Origin of the sequence: Mycobacterium sp. E2238 (assembly GCF_001672665.1) — a bacterium.
In the GTDB taxonomy this organism is placed as follows: Bacteria; Actinomycetota; Actinomycetes; order Mycobacteriales; family Mycobacteriaceae; genus Mycobacterium.
In genome coordinates this window covers 21,466-41,963 of record NZ_LZKF01000161.1, presented here as the reverse complement: position 1 = coordinate 41,963, position 20,498 = coordinate 21,466, and the positions used below count along the sequence as shown (strand labels likewise).

Here is a 20,498-nt window from a genome sequence, read left to right as displayed (position 1 = left end):
CCCCTAACGTCGATGACCACTGGTCATATTACGGTGAGCTGCGTCACAGTCAAGGGTAGGCGCATCGCTTGCGGCCGAGCATCACGCCAGCGTGGCGTTCGCGTCTAAGGCCGCATCTGGTACGCGCCGTTGAGGGGAAGGATGTGCTCCTTCCAGATCTGCGCATAGCGGGAGGGGTCGTGCACCGGGCGGCGGATCATCCGCGTCGCGAATCGGGCTTGGTCGTCCGTCGTCGCGGGTTTGCCGCTCAGCTCCACGGCATAGCCGTTGAAGTCGCGGACCAGCACGGCGAAGATCTCGTCGATCAACGTCTCGTCGACGTCGGACAGCGCGGCCTCCTCGAGGATGAGCTGCGCGTAGGGCACCGTCGCGAACAACTGGCCCACGGCGAACGCGAAGTCGACGTCCCGCCGCTGCGCGGCATCGGGGGTCGCGCTGGCCAGCATGTCGGCGAGCACGTCGATCTGCTTGCGCAGCAATGCCACGTTGGGCAGGTGCCCGAAGCCGTCGAACGGCGCCCGCCAGTCGTGGAAGCGCACCTTGCCCAGACCCCCGGTCGGTCCTTGCGCGAACAGGAACGTGTCATCGGCCGCGTCGTCGCGCCGGCCGATGATCGGCAGGTCGGCGTTGGGGGCGAACAGGAAGTTGGGCATGAACTTGGCGAGCAGCCCGATGTTGATGTGCACCGTGCCCTCGAGCCTTGGCAGCAAACCGATCTCGCGGGTCACGGCCTCGAAGAAGGTGTCCTTCTCCACCCCTTTGGCGGCGATCACGTCCCACAGCGCGATGACGACCCGCTCCCCTTCGCTGGTGATCTTGGCCTTGGTGAGCGGGCTGTACAGCAGGTAGCGCCGGTCATTCGCCGAGGCGCCGCGCATGTAGTCGCAGGCTCGGGTGGCGACCAGCCTCATCGCGACCAGCCGCAGATAGGCGTCAGTGAGCAGCCGCCGCACATGGCTGAAGTCGGTGACGACGGTCCCGTACAGGACGCGGTTGGAGGCGTGGGTGACCGCCTCGTACATGGCGTGGGTGCACATGCCGACCGCGCCCCAGCCCAGGTTGTACTTGCAGACGTTGACGGTGTTGAGCGCGGCGTGAAAGGCCCCGGGACCGCGGTGCAGGATGTCGGCCTCGGTGACCGGGTAGTCGCGCAGCGCGTAGTTGGCGACGTAGTTCTGCGAGTTCACCACGTTCTTGATCAGGTCGTACCGGTCGTGCTGGGAGTCGGCGGCGAAGAACACATACTCGTCAGATCCGGCGATCTTGCCGAAGGTGGAGACCATCCGCGCCACGTTGGCGTTGCCGATGTAGTACTTCTCGCCATTAGCGACCCAGCCGTTCTCCGACGGCGTCAGGATCATGTCGGTCTGGTAGACGTCGGCGCCGTGGGTCTGCTCCGACAGGCCGAAGGCGAACACCTCGCCGGCCTCCAGCTGCGCGGCGGCCTTGCGCTTGGCGTCGGTGTTGTCGCTCATCCAGATCGGGCCCAAACCCAGCGCCGTGACCTGGAAGGGGTACCAGTAGCTCAGCCCGTAGAAGCCCACGATCTCGGCGAACTCGCTGATCCGGTAGGTGTCCCAGCGGCAGGCATCCGCTTCTGAGGCACCGTACTCGGACGGCGTCAGCAGCGAGGCGAAGATGCGCTCGCGCCCGATGTGGTCCAAAAAGTCTGAGTACCACACCCGTTCGTGATCATCGGACTTCAGCCGCGCCTTGCCCCGCGACTCGAAGAAGTCCACCGTCGCGGCCATGATCTCCCCCGAGCGACGGTCTGGATATTGACGTTGCAGATGGTTGGGATTGAGCAGCATGACGGGGCTCCCGCGGGGTTCCGGTTCGGACGAGGGTGACGGTACTGCACCGCCGGGGCCGTCGGGGCGGACCGGAATAAATCGGCACTGTTGTCCGACCACCGAGTCGACCTAGCATCAGTCCCGTGTCAGAACTCAATACCGCCCGCGGCGCCATCGATACCTCCGACCTCGGCGTGACGCTCATGCACGAGCACGTGTTCATCATGACCACGGAGATCGCCCTGAACTACCCCGAAGCCTGGGGCGACGAGGAACGCCGGGTGGCCGACGCCGTCGACCGGCTCAACGAGCTGAAGTCCCGCGGGGTGGACACCATCGTGGACCTCACCGTGATCGGGCTCGGCCGCTACATCCCGCGCATCGCGCGCGTCGCCGCGGCCACCGACCTGAATATCGTTGTCGCGACTGGGCTTTACACCTACAACGACGTGCCGTTCCGGTTCCACTACGAGGGCCCGGGCGGCATGTTGGACGGCCCGGAGATCATGACGGAGATGTTCGTCCGCGACATCGAGCAGGGCATCGCCGACACCGGCGTCAAGGCCGGGATCCTCAAGTGCGCCACCGACGAGCCGGGCCTCACCCCCGGCGTCGAGCGGGTGCTGCGGGCCGTCGCCCAGGCGCACAAGCGCACCGGGGTGCCGATCTCCACGCACACCCACGCCGGGCTGCGGCGCGGGCTCGAACAGCAGCGCATCTTCGAAGAGGAGGGCGTCGACCTGACCCGGGTGGTCATCGGCCATTCCGGTGACAGCACCGACATCGGGTACCTCGAGGAGCTCATCGCCGCGGGCTCGTATCTCGGGATGGACCGTTTCGGCCTCGACGTGATCTCGCCGTTCGAGGAGCGGGTGAAGATCGTGGCACAGATGTGCGAGCGCGGGCACGCCGACAAGATGGTGCTCTCGCACGACGCCAACTGCTATTTCGACGCGCTGCCCGAAGACCTGGTTCCCCAGATGGCGCCGAATTGGCATTACCTGCACATCCACAACGAAGTCATCCCCGCGCTCAAGGAGCGCGGCGTCACCGACGAGCAGCTGCACACCATGCTGGTCGACAACCCCCGCCGCATCTTCGAGCGCCAGGGCGCATATGAGTGAGCCGGTCGCGCCGATCGGCACCCAGATCGCCGCGCTGGCCCAACTCGCGCCCGACGAGCCCGCCGTCACCTGTGACGGGCTGACGCTCACCCGCACCGAACTCGACGCCTCCACGAACCGGTTGGCCCGCGCCTACGCCGACCGCGGCGTCGGCGTAGGCGACTACGTGACCATGGTGCTGCCCAACTCCGTGGAGTGGATCCAGGCCGCGGTGGCGTGCTGGAAGCTGGGCGCGGTGCCCCAGCCGCTGTCGGCGCGGCTGCCGGACGCGGAGCTGCAAGGGCTGCTGGAGCTGCGGCCGCCGGCCCTGCTGGTGGGCCGCGAGCATCCCCAAATTCCCAGCGTCCCAGCCGGTTTCACCCCCGGCCCGGAATGCTCCGACGCGCCGCTGCCGGAAGCGGTGTCGCCGGTGTGGAAGGCGATGGGGTCCGGCGGCAGCACCGGCCGGCCCAAGCTCATCGAATCCGGCGGTGACAGCCGGATACCGGCCGCCATCGGCTATCCCCTCGGCGCGCAAGAGGGCGACACCACCCTCGTCCCGATCCCGTTGTCCCACAACACCGGTTTCACCACCGCGACGCTTGCCCTGTTGATGCGCCATCACCTGGTGTTGATGAGCCGGTTCGACCCGGAGCGGTTCCTGCGGCTGATCACCGAACACCGCGTGACCTTCCTGACCACGGTGCCGACGATCATGCAGCGGGCGCTGCCCGTCTACCACGCCGATCCCGGGTCCTACGACCTCTCATCCATCCGGCGGTTCTGGCACATGGGGGCGCCGTGCCCGCCCGCCGTCAAGCAGGCGTGGATCGACCTGCTTGCGCCGGAGAAAGTCTGGGAACTCTACGGCGGCACGGAATTACAGGCGCTCACCTTCATCTCCGGCGACCAGTGGCTGACCCACCGCGGCTCGGTGGGCGTGGTGGTTGCCGGCGAGATGAAGGTGCTCGACGACGACGGCAACCCCTGCCCGCCCGGCGTGGTCGGCGAGATCTACATGCGTCCCGGCGCGGGCAGCGCGCCCACCTACCGCTACGTCGGCGCCACGGCGAAGAGCCGCGACGGCTGGGATTCCCTCGGCGATCTGGGCCATTTCGACGCCGACGGGTTCCTGTACCTTTCCGATCGTCGCGTCGACATGTTCACCGTCGGCGGCCGCAACGTGTACCCAGCCGAGATCGAAAATGCGTTGTCGGCACACCCGGACGTGTTGTCCTGCCTCGTGGTCGGCGTTCCCGACGTCGATCTGGGACAGGTGCCCTACGCGCTGGTGCACGCGGCAGACGGTTCCACGCTGGACGCCGCCGGGGTGCAGGAATTTCTGCGCGAGCACCTCGCGGCGTACAAGGTGCCGCCGACCCCCGACTTCGTCGAATTCGTCGACGCCCCGTTGCGTGACGACGCCGGCAAGGCCCGGCGGTCCGCGGTGCGCGCCGAGATCGTCGCCCGCCTGCAGGCGGCGGAAGCGAGCTGACGTCTGTAGTGCGCCCCACATCGGCCAGAGAATTGGGCTGTTTCGCGCTCGGTGTTTACGAGCTACGCGCTAGATGGTCACCAGTTTGCATATTCGGGGGTTCGGCGTCTCTCACCCTAGTGCGCCATGCCGAAACGGATACACGGCACAACCAGTCGCTCAGTAGCCAGCTTGGCGGATTAACGAGCTGAAAGGTCCCGCGCACGCTGCGAGATGAGGCGGCAATGCATGAGCGGTCACGGTGACTGGCCCACACCGACGTCGGTTGCCTAAACTTTCGCTCGTGCATGAGATATTACGGGTGCATACAGCGGGTTTGCAGGCGATGGCCACCCGCTGGGCCGCCTCTGCTGAGGCACTAAACGCGACGGCGTCGCCGGCCAATCTCGGCTTTTCGTGGCAGCCCAGCACGGCCGCAGTCAATGCCGCCCACGCCGAAGTCACTGTCTTCTCCATGGCATTGGCCACGCGGGTAAGTTCTTGCGCTGCGCACGTCGCTGAAGCAGACACGCGCTACCTTGCCAACGAGGCTCAAGCGGCTAATCGTCTGGCCTCTGTGATGCAACCGGTGACCAGCGTGTAGCGATGGCCGCGATCGCAGGGGTTCCTGGGCTGTCAGCGCTGTTAGCCTGGCCCACTGACCATCTCACGGATGCGGCCGTCCAATGGGAGACCGTTGCCGAGCGCAGCTATGCACTGTCCCACCAGGTCTGGCGGGAAGCCGTCTCGGTCGATTGGCGAGGTGAAGCCGCCGATGCGGTGCGCGTCACGACGCACGCCGACATGCGAACCACCAGCGCGGCAGCCGACCAGCTACAGGCGGCGGCCCGTGTCGCGCGCAACGCATCCTCGGATTTGCACGTGGCCCGCTCCCGCCTCCGCTATGCCGTACAAGTTGCCCAGAGTGCGGGATACGAGGTAGGCGAGGACCTTTCGGTTACCGATCGCCTGAGCGGCGGATCGACCGCACAGCGAGCAGTTCGCCAAGGCGAAGCGCAAACACTCGCCAGCGATATCCGTCAGCGCGCTGCCCAGCTCGTCGCACTGGACCAACAGGTCGCTGGCAAGATTTCCACCGCCCTAGCTGGCATCGGCGCCAGTTTCCCGCGACACCCAGCCCTTGGCAGTCCACCGAAAGACAGCCACGTTTACAGCGTTGACAACCACACCTTTAAAGATGACCCAGCCCGGCCGCCATGGGAGCCACCGCCACCGCCATACCCTCAAGGACCGCCTGCAGGCCCAGGATTGCCACCTGAAGGCCTTCGCCCACCTGTCGAAGGACCACTGACCACAGGACCAGCTAGTAAGCCGAGTGTCGCGTCGAAAGGTGGCCAGAGCTTGTGGGACAAGGACGGTGGCGAGTGGCGATACGACCCCGGCCAGGATTCACGTCACTACCCGCATTGGGATTACAACCCGCACGCACAGAAATTTGATCAGTGGAGAAACGTCGGAATCAACGACCTCCCAACCCATAAGGAAGGGGTAGCTCCGCCGCGCTCGGGCACGGTCGGCACCCCGCCCGCCGCCCCAGCCCCGCAACCCGCACCCCCTGCGCCTAAACCACCAGCGCCAAAGCTCGGTGAGGGGCCGATGATTGGCGGCGGACCCTCCTTCGGACCACAAGTAGTCCCGCCTCCCCACGCCCATCCGCACTGGCTTGGTGAAACCAACATCGAAGAATGGGAGGAAGGTCCGGCCGGCAGCCACTAACACAATCTGGCCATTACGATCTTGTTTAACGGTGAGAAAGCACGGTGCTTATGAGCCTGATCTATGCCGAACTGGCCGAGAAGTTGCACTTCGGCGATGACGCGGTGTTGTTGGCCATGGACGACGCCGGGGTAAGTGAAGTGCGGGCCGCGGTGACCCAAGCGGCGCAGCATGGTTCGGCTCAACTGGACCATGGTGCGACGATTCACCAGTTTTTCATCGAACCCGGCGCAGCTGAGGTTGAGTTCCATGAAGGTCTCGTGGTTTGGCGGCTCGATGCCGCCAAGGCGGAGGAAATCACGGTATTGCTGGACTCAATGGTCGACTCTGGAATCCCCGAAGGCCACCACTATGTGGATATCTCCAAGCCTGCAGACATGCTCGTCCTCTCGCGAAACGAGTACCCCCTGAACCTTCTACCTCCCGAAGCCGTATACCCCCCGCCCGCCCATTCTGCTTTTTGAGGACCGTCGGGTCGGCAGCTACTACGTCTGCCTCGCCGAGATCGCGAACACGCTGGGGCACACGGCCGACGTCTCGGTCCTGGATTCGGTTGGCGTGCAGGCGTTCTGCATGACCCGGGGCGGACCACAAGGTGCCCTATAACGTCGAGTTCGTCCAGCAGACCTGCGGTCGCAACAAGCCGACTCGCAAGCGGCCTGACACGCGCCAAGAATTCTCCAAGCCTGCGGGCTCATCATCTGGCAATGCAGATCGAACCGCTGAGCACCGAGCTGATCGAACGCTATCTGCGATCGCGTGAGTTGCGCTTCTTCCGCAGCGATGACGGCGAGGAGTTCATGATGCTGCCCAGCTACGAGCGTGGCAAGCTGCACGTGAACCTGCGTATCAACGGTTTGCGGCGCGATGTCTTCGAGATCTCGATCAGCCCCGCCGGGCACTACCCCGCCACCGAGCGGGCACGCCTGATGGAGTTGGTCAACGACTGGAATCGCGAAACCCATTGGCCCAAGGCGTTTGTGCGCGAGACCGCCCGGCCGAGCCATGTCAGCGTGGTCGGTGAGAACGCTTACCTGCTGAGCGACGGCATCCACGTCGAGGGGCTGGGTAACCTGGTCCGATCCACCGTCGAGTACGGTGCCGATCTGTTCCAGAAGATCGAGCGCGCAGTCTGCCTGCCGTCCGCCGACACTCTGGAAGAGTGGATGGACCGTACCGGCTAGGGCGCGATCGCGTCCGCCTCGGCGTCCACGGTGTCTGCGGTTTCGGCTGGCCTTTCGCGTTTCTCCCAGTGCCGCAACGCTTCCCGGCAGGGCGACTCCACCAGCCCGTAGCTGACGGCGGCGATCGCCCAGCCGAAGACCAGCGTCAGCGCCAACACCGCGGGCATGCGGCCGGTGAACGCGAACGTCCCGAGCACCGGGAACACCATGGCCAGCGCGGCCAGATGCCACACGAACAGGCCGTAAGACCACCGGCCCAGCGTCACCATGCCGGTGCTGCCCAGCAGCCGGTGCGCGGTGTCGACCCGGTCCAGCACCAGTGGGGCGACGAGCGCGAACGCCACCAGCGAGCCCGCGGCCGTCTTCACCGCGAACTGGGTGGCCGTGCCGGGAATCAGGCCCTCCGGGCCCGCCAGCGGGGAGGCCGCCACCAGGTAGGCCAGCACGGCGACGGCGGCCATCGGCACCCGCCGGCGAGCGCAGCGGTGCGGCAGGCCGACCGGGCTGTGGACCCATTCGGCCAGCAGCATGCCCGCGGCGAACCAGGAGAAGAAGGCCGGCGGCCAATTGAGCGGGTTGGTGCCGGATCCGGAATGAATGGGCACCCAACCCCAGGCCCAGCTCAGCGCCGCCAGCGCGGCGATCGTCGGCACCCGCGCGCCGACCGGCAGCCGCCGCGCCAGCAGCGCCAGCAGCGGCAACGCCAGGTAGAAGCTCACCTCGACCGAGAGGCTCCACATCTGGGTCAGCCCGCCGGTCAGGGTGAGCGGGACATAGATCTGGGTGAGGGTCAGGTTGGCCAGCCACACGGTCGGGCTGGCATGATCCGCGTCGGGCAGCAGCGACAGGATCACGACGACCGCCACCACGTAGGCGGGCATGATGCGCACCACCCGAGACCGCAGATAGTGGCCGGTGCGGGGACGCGGTCCCAGGCCGCGTGCCGCCGCTGCGTGGCCGCGCCACAACAGGAAACCCGACAGCGCGAAGAACACCGCGACGGCGAGATCGAAGCGGCCGAAGAGCCGGCCGGGGACACCGCTGGAGTGCCCGGTCTGGAAAGCGACGTGCGTGACGACCACGCCCATGGCGGCGCAGGCGCGCATCCCCTCCACGGCGGGCAGGAAGCTGCGCGTCCCGCCCACCTGCCGGCCATCGGTCATCCCCACAGTCTGCATCTGATGGGTGGGGAGAACGAATGGGTACACCCGAGGCACCCGTGCGCGATAGCGACAGGTTCGTAAGCCGAGGCCTTACGTTCTGCTGTTAGGGTCGAACGGGTTTGCCTCGGTGCTTGCTCAGGTCGGGGCGGGTCGCGGCTGACGGCGCAAGAGAGCACTAGGAGGGCACAGCAACGTGAACCGAGCAGTCATGTTGCGGTTCGCCGCATGCGGGATCATCGGTCTCGGGGCCGCCCTGCTGATCGCCGCGCTGCTGTTGTCGACGTACACCACCAGCAGGATCACGAAGGTCCCGCTCAACATCGACACCACGCTGATCAGCGATGGCACCGGGACCGCGCTGGACTCCGCGTCCCTGTCGACCGATCACGTCGTCGTCAACCAGAACGTCCCCCTGGTCTCCCAGCAGCAGGTCAGCGTCGAGTCGCCCGCCAACGCCGACGTGGTCACGCTGCAGGTCGGAACCTCGGTCCGGCGCACCGACAAGCAGAAGGACAGCGGCCTGCTGCTGGCGATCGTCGACACCGTCACCCTCAACCGCAAGACCGCGATGGCGGTCTCCGACGACACCCACACCGGCGGCTCGGTCCAGAAGCCGCGCGCGGTCAACGACGAGAACCCGCCCACCGCGATGCCCCTGCGGCACGACGGGTTGTCCTACCGGTTCCCGTTCCACACCGAGAAGAAGACGTACCCCTACTTCGATCCGATCGCGCAGAAGCCGTTCGACGTCAACTACGACAGCCAAGAAGACGTCAACGGCCTGACCACCTACAAGTTCACCCAGAACATCGGCTACAACGCCGACGGCAAGCTGGTGGCCCCGGTGCCGTACCCGTCGCTGATGGCCGGCAACGAGGACGCCAAGCAGACCACCTCGGCGGCGATGTGGGGCGTGCAGGGCGGCGACCCGAACGAGCAGATCACCATGACCCGCTACTACGCGGCGCAGCGGACCTTCTGGGTGGACCCGGTCTCGGGCACCATCGTCAAGGAGACCGAGCACGCCAACCACTACTTCGCCCGCGACCCGCTCAAGCCGGAGCTGACGCTGGCCGACTACAAGGTCACCTCCAACCAGGACACCGTGGAATCGCAGGTCAACGCCGCCCGCGACGAGCGCGACCGGCTGTCGCTGTGGTCGCGGGTGCTGCCGATCACCTTCACCGCGGTCGGTTTGATCGCGCTGGTCGGTGGCGGCCTGCTCGCCTCGTTCAGCCTGCGGACCGAGAGCGCGCTGACCGATCCCGGCCTGGACCGGGGTGACCAGGACTTCTTCGGCCGCAGCGGGCTCGAGGAGCCGGTGCCCGGCGCCGAGGCCGAGACCGAGAAGCTGCCCACGCAGCGCCCCGGCTCGCGCGACGAGCCCGGCGCGGGCGCGCCCACTCTGGGCTCCGATGAGCCGCCCGAGTCGGGGCCGCCCGAGCCCGCCGGTCCACCCGAACGGGAATAGCCGGCCAGGTGCGCTGGACCCGACCCGGGTACGCGTTGGTCTTGGCGCTGCTGGTGGTCGGGCCGCTGCTCAAGCCCGGTTACCTGCTGCTGCGCGACGCGGTGTCCACGCCGCGGTCGTTTCTCTCCGATACCGCGCTGGGCTTGACGTCGGCGCCACGGGCGACACCGCAAGACTTCGCGGTGGCGCTGGCCTCACATGTGCTGGACGGCGGCGTGGTGGTGAAGGCGCTACTCATTCTTGGGCTCTGGCTCGCGGGATGGGGCGCGGCCCAACTGGTCGCCACGGCGCTGCCCGACGCGGGTGTGGCCGGCCAGCTCGTCGCGACCACGCTGGCGATCTGGAACCCCTATGTCGCCGAGCGGCTACTCCAGGGCCATTGGAGCCTGCTGGTCGGCTACGGCTGCCTGCCCTGGGTTGCGGCGGCGATGCTGGGGCTGCGGGCGGCCTCCGGCTCGTTCTTCGGATTGGTCTTCTGGATCGCGCTGGCCGGGCTGACGCCGACCGGTCTGCTGCTCGCCGCGACCGTCGGGCTGGTGTGCGTGGCCGTATCCGGCGGCGGCCGGTCCCGCCGGGTGTGCGCCGCGGTGACGCTGGGCGCCGCGCTGGTCGCGGCGCTACCCTGGCTGACCGCGTCGGCGCTGGGCTCGTCGTTGCCCTCCCACACGGCGGCGAACACGCTCGGGGTGGCCGCGTTCGCGCCGCGCGCCGAGCCGGGTCTGGGCACCCTCGCCAGCCTGGCCAGCCTGGGCGGGATCTGGAACGGCGAGGCGGTGCCGATCTCGCGGACCACCGTGTTCGCGGTGGCGTCGGCCGTGGTGCTGCTGGGCGTCGTGGCGGTCGGGTTGCCGACGGTGGCGCGCCACCCCGCGGTGCGACCGCTGCTCGTGCTGGCGGCCGCGGCCGTCCTGGTTCCGGCCGGGCTGGCGACCGGCCCGGGCCTGCACCTGCTGGGCGCGCTGGTTGACGCCGCGCCCGGATTCGGTGTGCTGCGCGACGGGCAGAAATGGGTGGCGCTCGCCGTGCCGGGCTACGCGTTGGCGGGCGCCGGTGCGGTGGTGGCGCTGAGCCGGTGGGTGTGGCCGGCCCTGACGGCGCCGGTGTGCTGCCTCGCGCTGATCTTCGCGCTGCCCGACCTGGCCTGGGGCGTGTGGGGCCAGGTGTCGCCAGTGCAGTACCCGCGCGGGTGGGCGGCGGTGGCCGCCGCGATCAACGGCCAGCCCGCCGCGGTGGCGGTGTTGCCGGCCGGCACCATGCGGCTGTACTCGTGGTCGGGCCGGGCGCCGGTGCTGGATCCGTTGCCCCGCTGGGTGCGCGCCGACGTCTTGAGCACGGGCGACCTGGTGATCTCGGGGACGGTCATCCCGGGCGAGGGCGCCCGGGCCCGTGCGGTGCAGCAGTTGCTGCTGGCCGGGCCCGATCCGTCCGCCCTGGCCCCGGCCGGGGTGGGCTGGCTGGTCGTGGAGTCCGACACCGCCGGGGACATGGGCGCGTCCGCGCGGACCCTCGATGCGCTGACGCCGGTCTACCGCGACGACGACCTCGCGCTCTACCGCATCGGCGGCCACACCGCGGAGGTGTCCGCCTCCGCCCGCGTGGCGACGCTGATCGCGCATCTGGCGTGGCTGGCGGCGCTGATGCTGGGCGGCGCCGGCGCGGCCGTCGGCGCGTGGCGGCGTCGGCGGATTGGTGCTACACCACGCCGCTGACCGGGTGGCCGGTCCGCACGGCATCCAACACCGCGCGCATGGCGTCGGCGCTTTGCCGCCATGAGAATTCACCGCTTCGGGTGTGCGCCTTGGCGCCGAGTTGATCGCGGAGCACGGGGTCGGAGAGCACCTCTTCGAGACGATCCACCAGTTCGGCGTGGGTGTCCACCAGGATTCCGGTCACCTCGTCGACGATCGAGTCCGACAGACCGCCCGAGGACCGGTAGCCGATAGTCGGCACCCGATGCTGGGCCGCCTCGACGACCGCCAGGCCCCAGCCCTCCTTGCGCGACGGCAGCAGTTGCACCCAAGAGCCTTGCAGCACATGGTGTTTGGTCACGTCATCGACGTGGCCGTGAAACGTCACCGCGTCGGAGATGCCGAGCCGATGGACGTGGTCGACGAGCCGCTGTCGCCACCAGCCGTCGCCGACGATGTCGAGGTGCAGGCCCGGCATGCGCGGCCGCAGCTGCGCGACGGCCTCGAGAGCGTCTTCGATCTGCTTGTGCGGCACCAACCGCGACAGGACCACCACCCGCGGCGTGGCGGCGCGCGGGCCGGACAGCGTGCGCGCCGGGGCCTCGTCGAGGCCGTTGCGCACCACGGCGATCCGCGCGTTGTCGACCCCGAGCGTCACCAGGTCGCGCGCCGACGGCAGCGACACCGTCACGTACTGGTTGCCCCGGTTCAGCCACGGCGACAACGTCGACTCGACGAACCAGCCGAGCCGGCCCAGCACCGGCCCGGCCACCGGCCACTGCTCGCGGTGGCAGTGGTGCACCAGCACGACGACCCGCCGGCCGTACACCAGCCGGGCGAGGAACGGCAGGCCGTTCTGCGTGTCGACGACCACGTCGGGCCGCACCCGCCGCAGCGGTCCGAGGCCCAGCCGCGCCGCCGCCATCGCGAGTAGGGCCCAGACGTAGACGGAATACCGGCCGCCGGCGCGGTCGATGCGCACGCCGTCGACCACTTCGCGCCGTGAAGCCCCGGGGTAGCGGGCGGTGCGCAGCGTGACATCGATGCCGGACGCGGCCAGCTGCGCGCCGATGCGCTGCAAGTAGGCTTCGCTTCCGCCGCCCTGCGGGTGTCCGGTATCGCGCCAGCACAGCAGGAGCACGGAGCGCAGACCAGACATCACCGGTCAGCCTAGCCCGGTGACCTAGCCCAGCGGCGATGCGCTCGCGGGGGCGACCCGTTCCTTCACTTGGGCCACACTGGCCTCCGCCGGGGACGGACTAGAACTGCCCGACGGCGCGCCCGCGCTGCGTAGGGTTGGCCGGTGGCCGTGACTGACGTCTTCGCGCGCCGGGCGACCCTGTCGCGCGCGCTGCGGCTGCTGTCGGAATTCCGCTTCGAGCAATCGGAGCCGGCCCGGTTCTACGGCGCGCTGGCGGCCGATACCGCGGCGATGGTCGGCGACCTGTGGCTGGCCGCGACCGGCGAGAGCCCGGCCGGCCGCACCCTGCTCGACGTCGGCGGCGGTCCCGGCTACTTCTCGGCCGCGTTCGCCGACGCCGGAATCCGCTACGTCGGCGTCGAACCCGACCCGAGCGAGATGCACGCCACGGGACCCACGCCCGCGAACGGCACCGGGAACTTCGTCCGGGCCTCGGGCATGGCGCTGCCGTTCGCCGACGACTCGGTGGATATCTGCCTGTCGTCCAACGTCGCCGAACACGTGCCGCGGCCGTGGCAGCTCGGCACCGAGATGCTGCGGGTGACCAAGCCGGGCGGGCTGGCCGTGCTCTCCTACACCGTCTGGCTGGGCCCGTTCGGCGGGCACGAGATGGGCCTGACCCATTACCTCGGGGGTGCCCGGGCCGCGGCCCGCTACGCCCGCAAACACGGACATCCGGCGAAAAACAACTACGGGTCGTCGTTGTTCGCGGTGTCGGCGGCCGACGGCCTGCGATGGGCCGCAAGCACCGGGGCCGCGGTGGCGGCATTTCCCCGCTACCACCCCCGATGGGCGTGGTGGATGACCGCAGTGCCGCTGCTGCGGGAGTTCCTGGTCAGCAATCTGGTGCTGGTCCTGCAACCCCAATAGTGAAACGTGTTCTCGTTTCGCGTCGGCTTGGGTAGGGTTGCGCCCATGCGCGCCGGCGACGATGCAGCGCGGAGCAATGAGGAGGAGCGGCGCAGATGGCCGACAGCAAGACCGAATACGACAAGCTTTTCATCGGCGGCAAGTGGACTGAGCCGTCGACCGACGAGGTGATCGAGGTGCGTTGCCCGGCCACCGGCGAGTATGTCGGCAAGGTGCCGCTGGCGGCGGCCGCCGACGTCGACGCCGCGGTGGCCGCGGCCCGCGCGGCCTTCGACAACGGACCCTGGCCCACGACCCCGCCGAAGGAGCGCGCGGCCGTCATCGCCAACGCGCTCAAGTTGATGGAGGAGCGCAAGGACCTGTTCACCCAGCTGCTGGCGGCCGAGACCGGCCAGCCGCCGATGGGCGTCGAAACGATGCACTGGATGAGCTCGATCGGGGCGCTGAACTTCTTCGCCGGCCCCGCCGCCGACCAGGTCAAGTGGAAAGAGGTCCGCACCGGCGGCTACGGGCAGAGCATCGTCTACCGCGAGCCCATCGGCGTGGTGGGCGCGATCGTCGCGTGGAACGTGCCCCTGTTCCTGGCCGTCAACAAGTTGGGCCCGGCGCTGCTGGCCGGCTGCACCGTGGTGCTCAAGCCGGCCGCCGAAACCCCGCTGAGCGCAAACGCTTTGGCTGAGGCCTTCGCCGAGGCGGGGCTGCCCGAGGGTGTGCTGTCGGTGGTGCCCGGCGGGATCGAGACCGGCCAGGCGCTGACCTCCAACCCGGGAGTCGATCTGTTCTCCTTCACCGGCAGCTCGGCGGTCGGCAAGGAGATCGGCCGCCGCGCCGCGGACATGCTCAAGCCGTGCACCTTGGAGCTCGGCGGGAAGTCGGCGGCCATCGTCCTCGACGACGTCGACCTGGCCGCCGCGATCCCGATGCTGGTGTTCTCCGGGATCATGAACACCGGACAGGCCTGCGTCGCCCAGACCCGGATCCTGGCCCCGCGCTCCCGCTACGACGAAATCGTCGACGCGGTAAGCGCTTTCGTGCAGGCGCTGCCCGTGGGCCTGCCGTCGGACCCGGCCGCCCAGATCGGTTCGCTGATCTCCGAGAAGCAGCGCGCGCGGGTCGAGGGCTACATCGCCAAGGGCATCGAAGAGGGCGCGCGGCTGGTGTGCGGCGGCGGCCGCCCCGAGGGCCTGGACGGCGGCTTCTTCGTGCAGCCCACGGTCTTCGCCGACGTCGACAACAAGATGACGATCGCCCAGGAGGAGATCTTCGGGCCCGTGTTGAGCATCATTCCCTACGACACCGAGGAGGACGCGATCAAGATCGCCAACGACTCGGTGTACGGCCTGGCCGGCAGCGTGTGGACCACCGACGTGGAACGCGGCATCGCGGTCTCGGAGAAGATCCGCACCGGCACTTACGCGATCAACTGGTATGCGTTCGACCCCTGTTGCCCGTTCGGGGGTTACAAAAACTCCGGCATCGGCCGCGAGAACGGCCCCGAAGGTGTCGAGCACTTCACCCAGCAGAAGAGCGTGCTCATGCCGATGGGCTACACGATCGACAGCTAACGCTCCGCACGCCGAGCGCGCACTCACCGCCAGGGATCAGCAGGAACCTCGCGGTGGGTGCGCGCTCGGCGTTTCGCTTTTGACGGCTGTGCCCGCCGCGGTGAGGCATGACCCGGAAATTATGCAATAAAGCATAGAAACCTGCTTGTTACACGACCGTCAATCAGCGTTCAGGCCCTCTCGCAACGACGTTTCCCGTGGTTCGACGTTTACATAGGGAATAGATTTGCTTACTGGACCGCTGTCTTATATGCTTCTAAGCATAATCATGGGCTGCACTTAGGCCGGGAGAGAATCATGTGGATCATCGAGCTGAACATTGGCGGCTATCAATTCACCCGCGAGATGCCCGACCTCAAGCGCCGGAATTTCCGCTTCAGCCCCCGCAGCATGCATTGGCCGGTACTGCGGCATTCACACGCTGCGTGACGTTAGCCACGGGAGGCACGAGAGTGGCGACCACGAGCGAAACGACGCAAGACCTCACCCCGACGAAGCGCGGCGGCACGCGCAGGAAAATGCTGGCCAGTGCCGCCGAGGTGATGCGTGAACGAGGGGCCGCGGGAGTGACCATCGATGCGGTGCTCGCGCGCAGCGGCGCACCGCGCGGCTCGGTCTACTACCACTTCCCCGACGGCCGCAACCAGATCCTGATCGAGGCGCTGCGGTATTCCGGGGATTCCATCACCGCGATGATCGACGACGCCGCCGAGCAGGGCGCCCGGGTGCTGCTGGCCAAGTTCGTCGAGTTCTGGGAGCGTCTGCTGACCGAGGATGGGTTCAACGCCGGCTGCCCGGTGGTGGCGGCGGCGATCGGCTCGGACGACGACGACGCCCAGCTTTCCGCCGAGGCCGGTGCCATCCTTGGCCGCTGGTGCGCGTCGCTGACCCGGGCGTTCACCCACGACGGATTCGACGAGCCATGCGCCGCCTCGCTGGCGGTGATGTCGATCGCGGCGCTGGAGGGCGCCATCGTGCTGTCCCGCTCGACCGGCAGCATCGACCCGTTGCGTCAGGTCGGCGATCAGCTCGAATTCCTGATCAAGGCAAGGGAATTCGTGCTCCGCAACAATATCGGGGAGTAACTCCTCAGTCGCTGGCAGGCAGCGGCTTGACCTCTTTGAGCTGCAGCGCGGTCGCACCGACGCTCAGGCTCCCGGCACCCGGCTTGGTCACCAGCACCTCGGCACCGGTCTCGTCGACGTAGCGCTTGCCCATCACGGTGCCCTCGGCAAAGGCCGGGTCCAATTCGCCCGAACGCTCGGCGCCTATCGGCACCATAGGCGCACCGCCACAACGCAAGTCGTCGAGGCTGTCGGCGCTCCTGACGACGATCACCTGCGTGTCACACACCTGGCTGGCCAAGCGGGTTCCGTTCTTGATCATGCCTTCAGCCCTTCTAGCATCTCGATGATCTCCCGGCGAAGTACCTTGCCGGTGGGGGTCGTGGGCAGCTCGTCGCGAAACACTACCCGGTCCGGGGTTCGCGACCCGCGCAAGCTTTTCCGGACATGCTCGCGCAATTGCTCCGGATCCGGTTCCGCGCCGGGGCGGGGCACCACCACCGCGACGATCGCCTGGCCCCACTGCGGGTCCTCGACACCGACCACGGCGACATCCCGCACGTGCGGGTGCTCCACCAAGACCTCCTCGAGCTCGGCGGGCGCGATGTTCTCACCGCCGCGGATGATGGTGTCGTCGCTGCGGCCGCCGATGAACAGGTAACCGTCCTCGTCGAGCATGGCGATGTCTTTGGTTGGGAACCAGCCGTTTTCGTCGAGCACCGAGCCGATCCCGGTGTAGCGGCCGGAGACCTGCTCGCCGCGGACGAACAGCTCGCCGGTTTCACCCGGCCCGAGCACGTTGCCGTCCTCATCGCGGATCTCGATCTCGATGCCGGGCACCGGTTGCCCGACCGACGCCAGCCGCCTGGCGACCTGCGGCGTCTCCGCGGCCTGCGCCGCCCGGTGGTCGTCCGGGGTGAGCACCGCGATGGTCGAGCTCGTCTCGGTCAGGCCGTAGGCGTTGACGAAACCCACGTCCGGCAGAAGTTCGAGGGCCCGGCGGACGAGTGGCAGTCCCACCTTGGACCCGCCGTAGGCCAGGTTGCGCAGCGACGGCAGCTCGTGGCCGCCGGCCTCCAGCGCGGCAACGATGCGGTCCAGCATGGTGGGCACCACGGTCGCGGTGGTCACGTTCTCGGCGTTGATCAGCCGAACCCATTCCTGCGCATCGAAATTCGGCAGGTAGACCATCTTGCGCCCGGCGTACAGGTTCGACAGCGCGGCCCCCACCCCGGCGATGTGATAGGGCGGCACGCAGATCAGCGCGGCGTCGCTCTCGGCGGCCGACTCGAATTCCACGGTGCCGGTCACGTAGCTGGTCAAGTTGTTGTGCGACAGTTCGACGGCCTTGGGTTGCGACGTGGTGCCCGAGGTGAACAGCACGATCGCGACCGAGTCCGGGTCGGCAAACTCCGCGGCCGGCTCGTTATCGCGGGCGGCCGAAAGGAATTCGTCGGTGGTCATCAGCCGCGCCGCGGCGTCGCCGACCATGTCCCGGTAGCGGCTGTCGACGATCACCAGCGGCTCGGGCAGGCGGCCGACGAGCGCCTGGATGCCGTCGGCGGACAGCCGGTAATTGATCGGGGTGAAGGGCAGCCCGGCGCGCGCGGCGGCGAAGATCAGCACCGGCAGCATCGCACCGCCGGTGCCCACGTAGGCGACGTGCCGGGCATTCGATCCTGCGATCACCCCGGCGCCGCCGTCGGCGAGATCGCTGAGCTGCTGCGTCGTCAGCCGTGTGTCGCCGGAGACCACCGCCGTCCGCTCGGGATTGCTCGACGCGGCCATCTCGAGCAGCAGCGAAATGCTCATCCTCGGTCTTTCCGGTTCCTCAGCGGTTTACAAAACTACGCCATAGTGTAACTCGGCCGCTTACGTGCCCGTCCAGCGCGGTGGGCGCTTCTCAGCGAAGGCGATCGCGCCCTCTTTGGCGTCGTTGGACGCGAACACCGGCGCCAGCAGCTTGTTCTGCTCGGCGAACATCTCCTCGGGGCTCCAGCCGCGCGACTCGACGATGATCCGCTTGGTGGCGGCCACCGCCAACGGCCCGTTGGCGGCGATCTTCTCGGCCAGCGCGATGGCCTCGTCGAGCGCCTTGCCCGGCTCGGCCAAGACGTTGACCAGCCCCAGCTTGTGCGCACGTTCGGCCGGCAGGTTGTCGCCGGTGAGCGCGAGCTCCATGGCGATCGCGGACGGGATGCGCTGCGGCAGCCGCAGCAGACCGCCGCCACCGGCGACCAGCCCGCGCTTGACCTCGGGGATGCCGAAGGCGGAATCCTTGGACGCGACGATCAGATCGGTGGCCAGGGCCAACTCGGTTCCGCCGGCCAGGGCGTAGCCCTCGACCGCCGCGATGAGCGGTTTGACGGGCGGGCGTTCGGTGAAGCCCATGCCGCGCCCCTGGACTATGGGGAGCTCGCCGCGCGCGAAGGCCTTGAGGTCCATGCCCGCGCAGAACGATCCACCGGCGCCGGTCAGGATGCCCACCGAAAGACCCGGGTCGCCGTCGAGCCGGTCGACGGCCTCGGCCAGGCCGTTGGCCACCGCGGCGTTGACCGCGTTCTTGGCCTTCGGCCGGTTGATCGTGATGATCAGGATCCGATCCCGTTGTTCGACCAGGACTTCGGGTTCGCTGGCTTCTTCGCTCACGGTGCTCACGTGCCGCACAGCTCCTTAGGGGTAGGGATGGCTGCTTATCCGACCGATGGTAACGGTCCACGGAAATGGCATTGGCACCAGTCGAGAGTCCCGTTTCCGGGAACAGTCCTCAGGCCGGCGCCATCGCGGCTTCAATGACGGTGAGGTCCTCGGAAAGCCCTGCAGCCCTTCGTATTTCGATGAAGTCGGCGACCATGGCCTCGGTCACCTCGTGTGGATCCTTGAGCGTGGCACCGTCGGACAGCACCGAGATGTTGAGCTGGTCGACGTAGCTCCAGACGGTGATGTTGAGGCCGCTACCGGCGGTCAGCGGGCCCACCGAATAGATCTCGGTGACCAGCGCCCCGCCGACCCGCCCGCGTTCGCGCGGTCCAGGCACGTTGGAGATGTTCAGGTTGAGGATCTTGTTGTGCCCGTCGCGCCCAGACGCCCACCGGAAGAACGCCTGCGTGGGCGCGGGCGGCATGTAGGCCGCCCAGCGGCTGACCAACTCGGGCCCCATCAGCTGGTTGCTTTCCTTGGCGGCGATGGCGTTCTCGTGAGTGCACCGCACCCGCTCCAGCGGATCGTCGGAGTCGGTCGGCAGGCCCACCAGCACGCCGGTGAAGCGATTGCCCGAGATCCGCTCGGGCGAGAAGTCGAAACTCATCGGCACCGACGCCAGCAGGGGCACAGCCGTGCCGTCGTAGCGCAGCAACAAGGTACGTAGGGCACCGGTGGCCATGGCCAGGACCATGTCGTTGATCGTCGCCCCGAGCCGCTTGCCGGTTTCCTTGACGTCGGCCAGCGCCAGGGTGGCGGTGGCGAACCGGCGCTCCGCGTTGATCTTGTGGTTCATGAAAGTCGGTGGCGGTTCGAACGGCCGGCTCAACTCCGGTGACAGCTTGCGCGAGCTGCGCCGGACCCGGCCCAGCCCCTGCGCGGTGTAGCGGATATTCGCGGGGATCCGCCCGACGTGGCGCAGATGATCCGCGAACGCCGAGCCCATCAACTGCCGGGTGGTGGGCGCCGGGTCCGACACGTATGGGCCACCCTCCGGCCCGGGCTGCAGGTCCATGCCGCGGGCCATCAGGTTGGCCGAGGCGACGCCGTCGGCCAGCGCGTGGTGGATCTTGCCCACCACGGCGATCCGGTTGTTCGCCAGGCCCTCGATGAAGTACATCTCCCAGAGCGGGCGGCTGCGGTCCAACGGTGTGCTGGCGATGCGCCCGATGGCCTCGTCCAGCTCGCGCCGGCCGCCGGGCGCGGGCAACCGCATCGGGCGAATGTGGTAATCGAGGTCGACCTCGCAATGCTCCCGCCACATCGGGTGGTGCAGCTGGAAGGGGATCTCGACCAACTGGTAGCAGAATGGTTCGAGCTTGCCCAACCGGCCGCGGATGACTTCGCGAAACGCCTCTACGCCGAAGTCAAGCCGATCGGAATCGAGTTCGATCACAGCGGCTTTGATGGTGTGCATGTGCACGTTCGGTGTCTCGCTGTAAAGCAGAACCGCGTCCCACCCGCTCAGCCGTTTCACCGCTGCCC

17 protein-coding genes and 1 pseudogene are annotated in these 20,498 nt (G+C 68.1%); 11 read left to right on the top strand and 7 right to left on the bottom strand.

The features are described 5' to 3' along the window. Window positions 1-104 precede the first annotated feature (104 nt). Window positions 105-1,811: an acyl-CoA dehydrogenase family protein gene (locus A5711_RS14395; RefSeq protein ID WP_067947560.1), complete on the bottom strand. Its 1,707-nt coding sequence runs from the start codon at window positions 1,809-1,811 to the stop codon at window positions 105-107. Between the two features lie 125 nt (window positions 1,812-1,936). On the opposite strand from A5711_RS14395, the gene A5711_RS14390 reads away from it, so the two are divergent. From A5711_RS14390 to A5711_RS14370, 5 genes are all read left to right on the top strand, one after another. After that, the gene (locus A5711_RS14390; protein WP_067947559.1) at window positions 1,937-2,917 is read left to right on the top strand and encodes a phosphotriesterase; all 981 of its coding nucleotides are present in this window, start codon (window positions 1,937-1,939) and stop codon (window positions 2,915-2,917) included. Further along, window positions 2,910-4,391 carry an AMP-binding protein gene (locus tag A5711_RS14385; protein ID WP_067947558.1) on the top strand — a complete coding sequence of 494 codons (1,482 nt, stop codon included), beginning with the start codon at window positions 2,910-2,912 and terminating at the stop codon, window positions 4,389-4,391. Before A5711_RS14390 ends, A5711_RS14385 begins: the two co-directional genes overlap by 8 nt. Window positions 4,392-4,674: 283 nt before the next feature. Beyond that, on the top strand, window positions 4,675-4,974 hold the full coding sequence (locus tag A5711_RS26325) for a hypothetical protein (protein ID WP_231972102.1): 300 nt from the start codon (window positions 4,675-4,677) through the stop codon (window positions 4,972-4,974). Window positions 4,975-6,157: 1,183 nt separating this feature from the next. Then, window positions 6,158-6,571, top strand: a complete 414-nt coding sequence (locus tag A5711_RS14375; protein WP_067947554.1) for a hypothetical protein — start codon at window positions 6,158-6,160, stop codon at window positions 6,569-6,571. Between the two features lie 243 nt (window positions 6,572-6,814). Continuing rightward, window positions 6,815-7,291, top strand: a complete 477-nt coding sequence (locus tag A5711_RS14370) for a YbjN domain-containing protein (RefSeq protein WP_067947552.1) — start codon at window positions 6,815-6,817, stop codon at window positions 7,289-7,291. Here A5711_RS14370 and A5711_RS14365 read toward each other — a convergent pair. Further along, a pseudogene (locus A5711_RS14365) lies at window positions 7,288-8,527 on the bottom strand (acyltransferase family protein). The gene A5711_RS14370 and the pseudogene A5711_RS14365 overlap by 4 nt on opposite strands. A 120-nt stretch (window positions 8,528-8,647) precedes the next feature. Here A5711_RS14365 and A5711_RS14360 point away from each other — a divergent pair. Both A5711_RS14360 and A5711_RS14355 read left to right on the top strand, forming a co-directional pair. After that, window positions 8,648-9,925: a DUF3068 domain-containing protein gene (locus A5711_RS14360; RefSeq protein WP_197520800.1), complete on the top strand. Its 1,278-nt coding sequence runs from the start codon at window positions 8,648-8,650 to the stop codon at window positions 9,923-9,925. 8 nt (window positions 9,926-9,933) lie between these two features. Then, window positions 9,934-11,634 (top strand): hypothetical protein, encoded by a 1,701-nt coding sequence (locus tag A5711_RS14355; protein WP_067947544.1) that lies wholly within the window; start codon window positions 9,934-9,936, stop codon window positions 11,632-11,634. On the opposite strand, the gene A5711_RS14350 is transcribed toward A5711_RS14355, so the two are convergent. Then, the gene (locus tag A5711_RS14350; RefSeq protein ID WP_067947541.1) at window positions 11,618-12,772 is read right to left on the bottom strand and encodes a glycosyltransferase family 4 protein; all 1,155 of its coding nucleotides are present in this window, start codon (window positions 12,770-12,772) and stop codon (window positions 11,618-11,620) included. The genes A5711_RS14355 and A5711_RS14350 overlap by 17 nt on opposite strands. 144 nt (window positions 12,773-12,916) lie before the next feature. Between A5711_RS14350 and A5711_RS14345 the strand changes: the two genes are divergently transcribed. The 4 genes from A5711_RS14345 to A5711_RS14335 all read left to right on the top strand — a co-directional run bounded on the left by A5711_RS14345 (window position 12,917) and on the right by A5711_RS14335 (window position 16,334). Continuing rightward, entirely contained in the window at window positions 12,917-13,684 is a 768-nt protein-coding gene (locus tag A5711_RS14345) for a class I SAM-dependent methyltransferase (RefSeq protein WP_067947534.1), read from the top strand. A 95-nt stretch (window positions 13,685-13,779) separates the two neighbouring features. Continuing rightward, on the top strand, window positions 13,780-15,249 hold the full coding sequence (locus tag A5711_RS14340; RefSeq protein ID WP_067947532.1) for an aldehyde dehydrogenase: 1,470 nt from the start codon (window positions 13,780-13,782) through the stop codon (window positions 15,247-15,249). A 297-nt stretch (window positions 15,250-15,546) separates the two neighbouring features. Beyond that, the gene (locus A5711_RS27910; RefSeq protein WP_255360740.1) at window positions 15,547-15,678 is read left to right on the top strand and encodes a hypothetical protein; all 132 of its coding nucleotides are present in this window, start codon (window positions 15,547-15,549) and stop codon (window positions 15,676-15,678) included. Between the two features lie 89 nt (window positions 15,679-15,767). Continuing rightward, a complete protein-coding gene (locus A5711_RS14335) occupies window positions 15,768-16,334 on the top strand; it encodes a TetR/AcrR family transcriptional regulator (RefSeq protein ID WP_067947586.1) in 567 nt (188 codons plus the stop codon). Window positions 16,335-16,338: 4 nt separating this feature from the next. Here A5711_RS14335 and A5711_RS14330 read toward each other — a convergent pair whose 3' ends face one another. The 4 genes from A5711_RS14330 to A5711_RS14315 all read right to left on the bottom strand — a co-directional run bounded on the left by A5711_RS14330 (window position 16,339) and on the right by A5711_RS14315 (window position 20,490). Next, window positions 16,339-16,635 (bottom strand): hypothetical protein, encoded by a 297-nt coding sequence (locus A5711_RS14330; protein ID WP_067947530.1) that lies wholly within the window; start codon window positions 16,633-16,635, stop codon window positions 16,339-16,341. Beyond that, window positions 16,632-18,125 (bottom strand): class I adenylate-forming enzyme family protein, encoded by a 1,494-nt coding sequence (locus A5711_RS14325; protein ID WP_067947526.1) that lies wholly within the window; start codon window positions 18,123-18,125, stop codon window positions 16,632-16,634. The genes A5711_RS14330 and A5711_RS14325 overlap by 4 nt, the downstream gene beginning before the upstream one ends. A gap of 60 nt (window positions 18,126-18,185) precedes the next feature. Further along, the gene (locus A5711_RS14320; protein ID WP_369827369.1) at window positions 18,186-18,962 is read right to left on the bottom strand and encodes a crotonase/enoyl-CoA hydratase family protein; all 777 of its coding nucleotides are present in this window, start codon (window positions 18,960-18,962) and stop codon (window positions 18,186-18,188) included. 118 nt (window positions 18,963-19,080) lie between these two features. Continuing rightward, window positions 19,081-20,490 carry a wax ester/triacylglycerol synthase family O-acyltransferase gene (locus A5711_RS14315; RefSeq protein ID WP_067947524.1) on the bottom strand — a complete coding sequence of 470 codons (1,410 nt, stop codon included), beginning with the start codon at window positions 20,488-20,490 and terminating at the stop codon, window positions 19,081-19,083. Window positions 20,491-20,498 lie beyond the last annotated feature (8 nt).

Excerpts from the sequence above, each read along its gene's own strand:
- A5711_RS14395 (WP_067947560.1), bottom strand. The coding sequence starts at position 1,811 with ATGCTGCTCAATCCCAACCATCTGCAACGTCAATATCCAGACCGTCGC.
- A5711_RS14330 (WP_067947530.1), bottom strand. The coding sequence starts at position 16,635 with ATGATCAAGAACGGAACCCGCTTGGCCAGCCAGGTGTGTGACACGCAG.
- A5711_RS14340 (WP_067947532.1), top strand. The coding sequence starts at position 13,780 with ATGGCCGACAGCAAGACCGAATACGACAAGCTTTTCATCGGCGGCAAG.
- A5711_RS14385 (WP_067947558.1), top strand. The coding sequence starts at position 2,910 with ATGAGTGAGCCGGTCGCGCCGATCGGCACCCAGATCGCCGCGCTGGCC.
- A5711_RS27910 (WP_255360740.1), top strand. The coding sequence starts at position 15,547 with ATGTGGATCATCGAGCTGAACATTGGCGGCTATCAATTCACCCGCGAG.
- A5711_RS14335 (WP_067947586.1), top strand. The coding sequence starts at position 15,768 with ATGCTGGCCAGTGCCGCCGAGGTGATGCGTGAACGAGGGGCCGCGGGA.
- A5711_RS14350 (WP_067947541.1), bottom strand. The coding sequence starts at position 12,772 with ATGTCTGGTCTGCGCTCCGTGCTCCTGCTGTGCTGGCGCGATACCGGA.
- A5711_RS14325 (WP_067947526.1), bottom strand. The coding sequence starts at position 18,125 with ATGAGCATTTCGCTGCTGCTCGAGATGGCCGCGTCGAGCAATCCCGAG.
- A5711_RS14370 (WP_067947552.1), top strand. The coding sequence starts at position 6,815 with ATGCAGATCGAACCGCTGAGCACCGAGCTGATCGAACGCTATCTGCGA.
- A5711_RS14375 (WP_067947554.1), top strand. The coding sequence starts at position 6,158 with ATGAGCCTGATCTATGCCGAACTGGCCGAGAAGTTGCACTTCGGCGAT.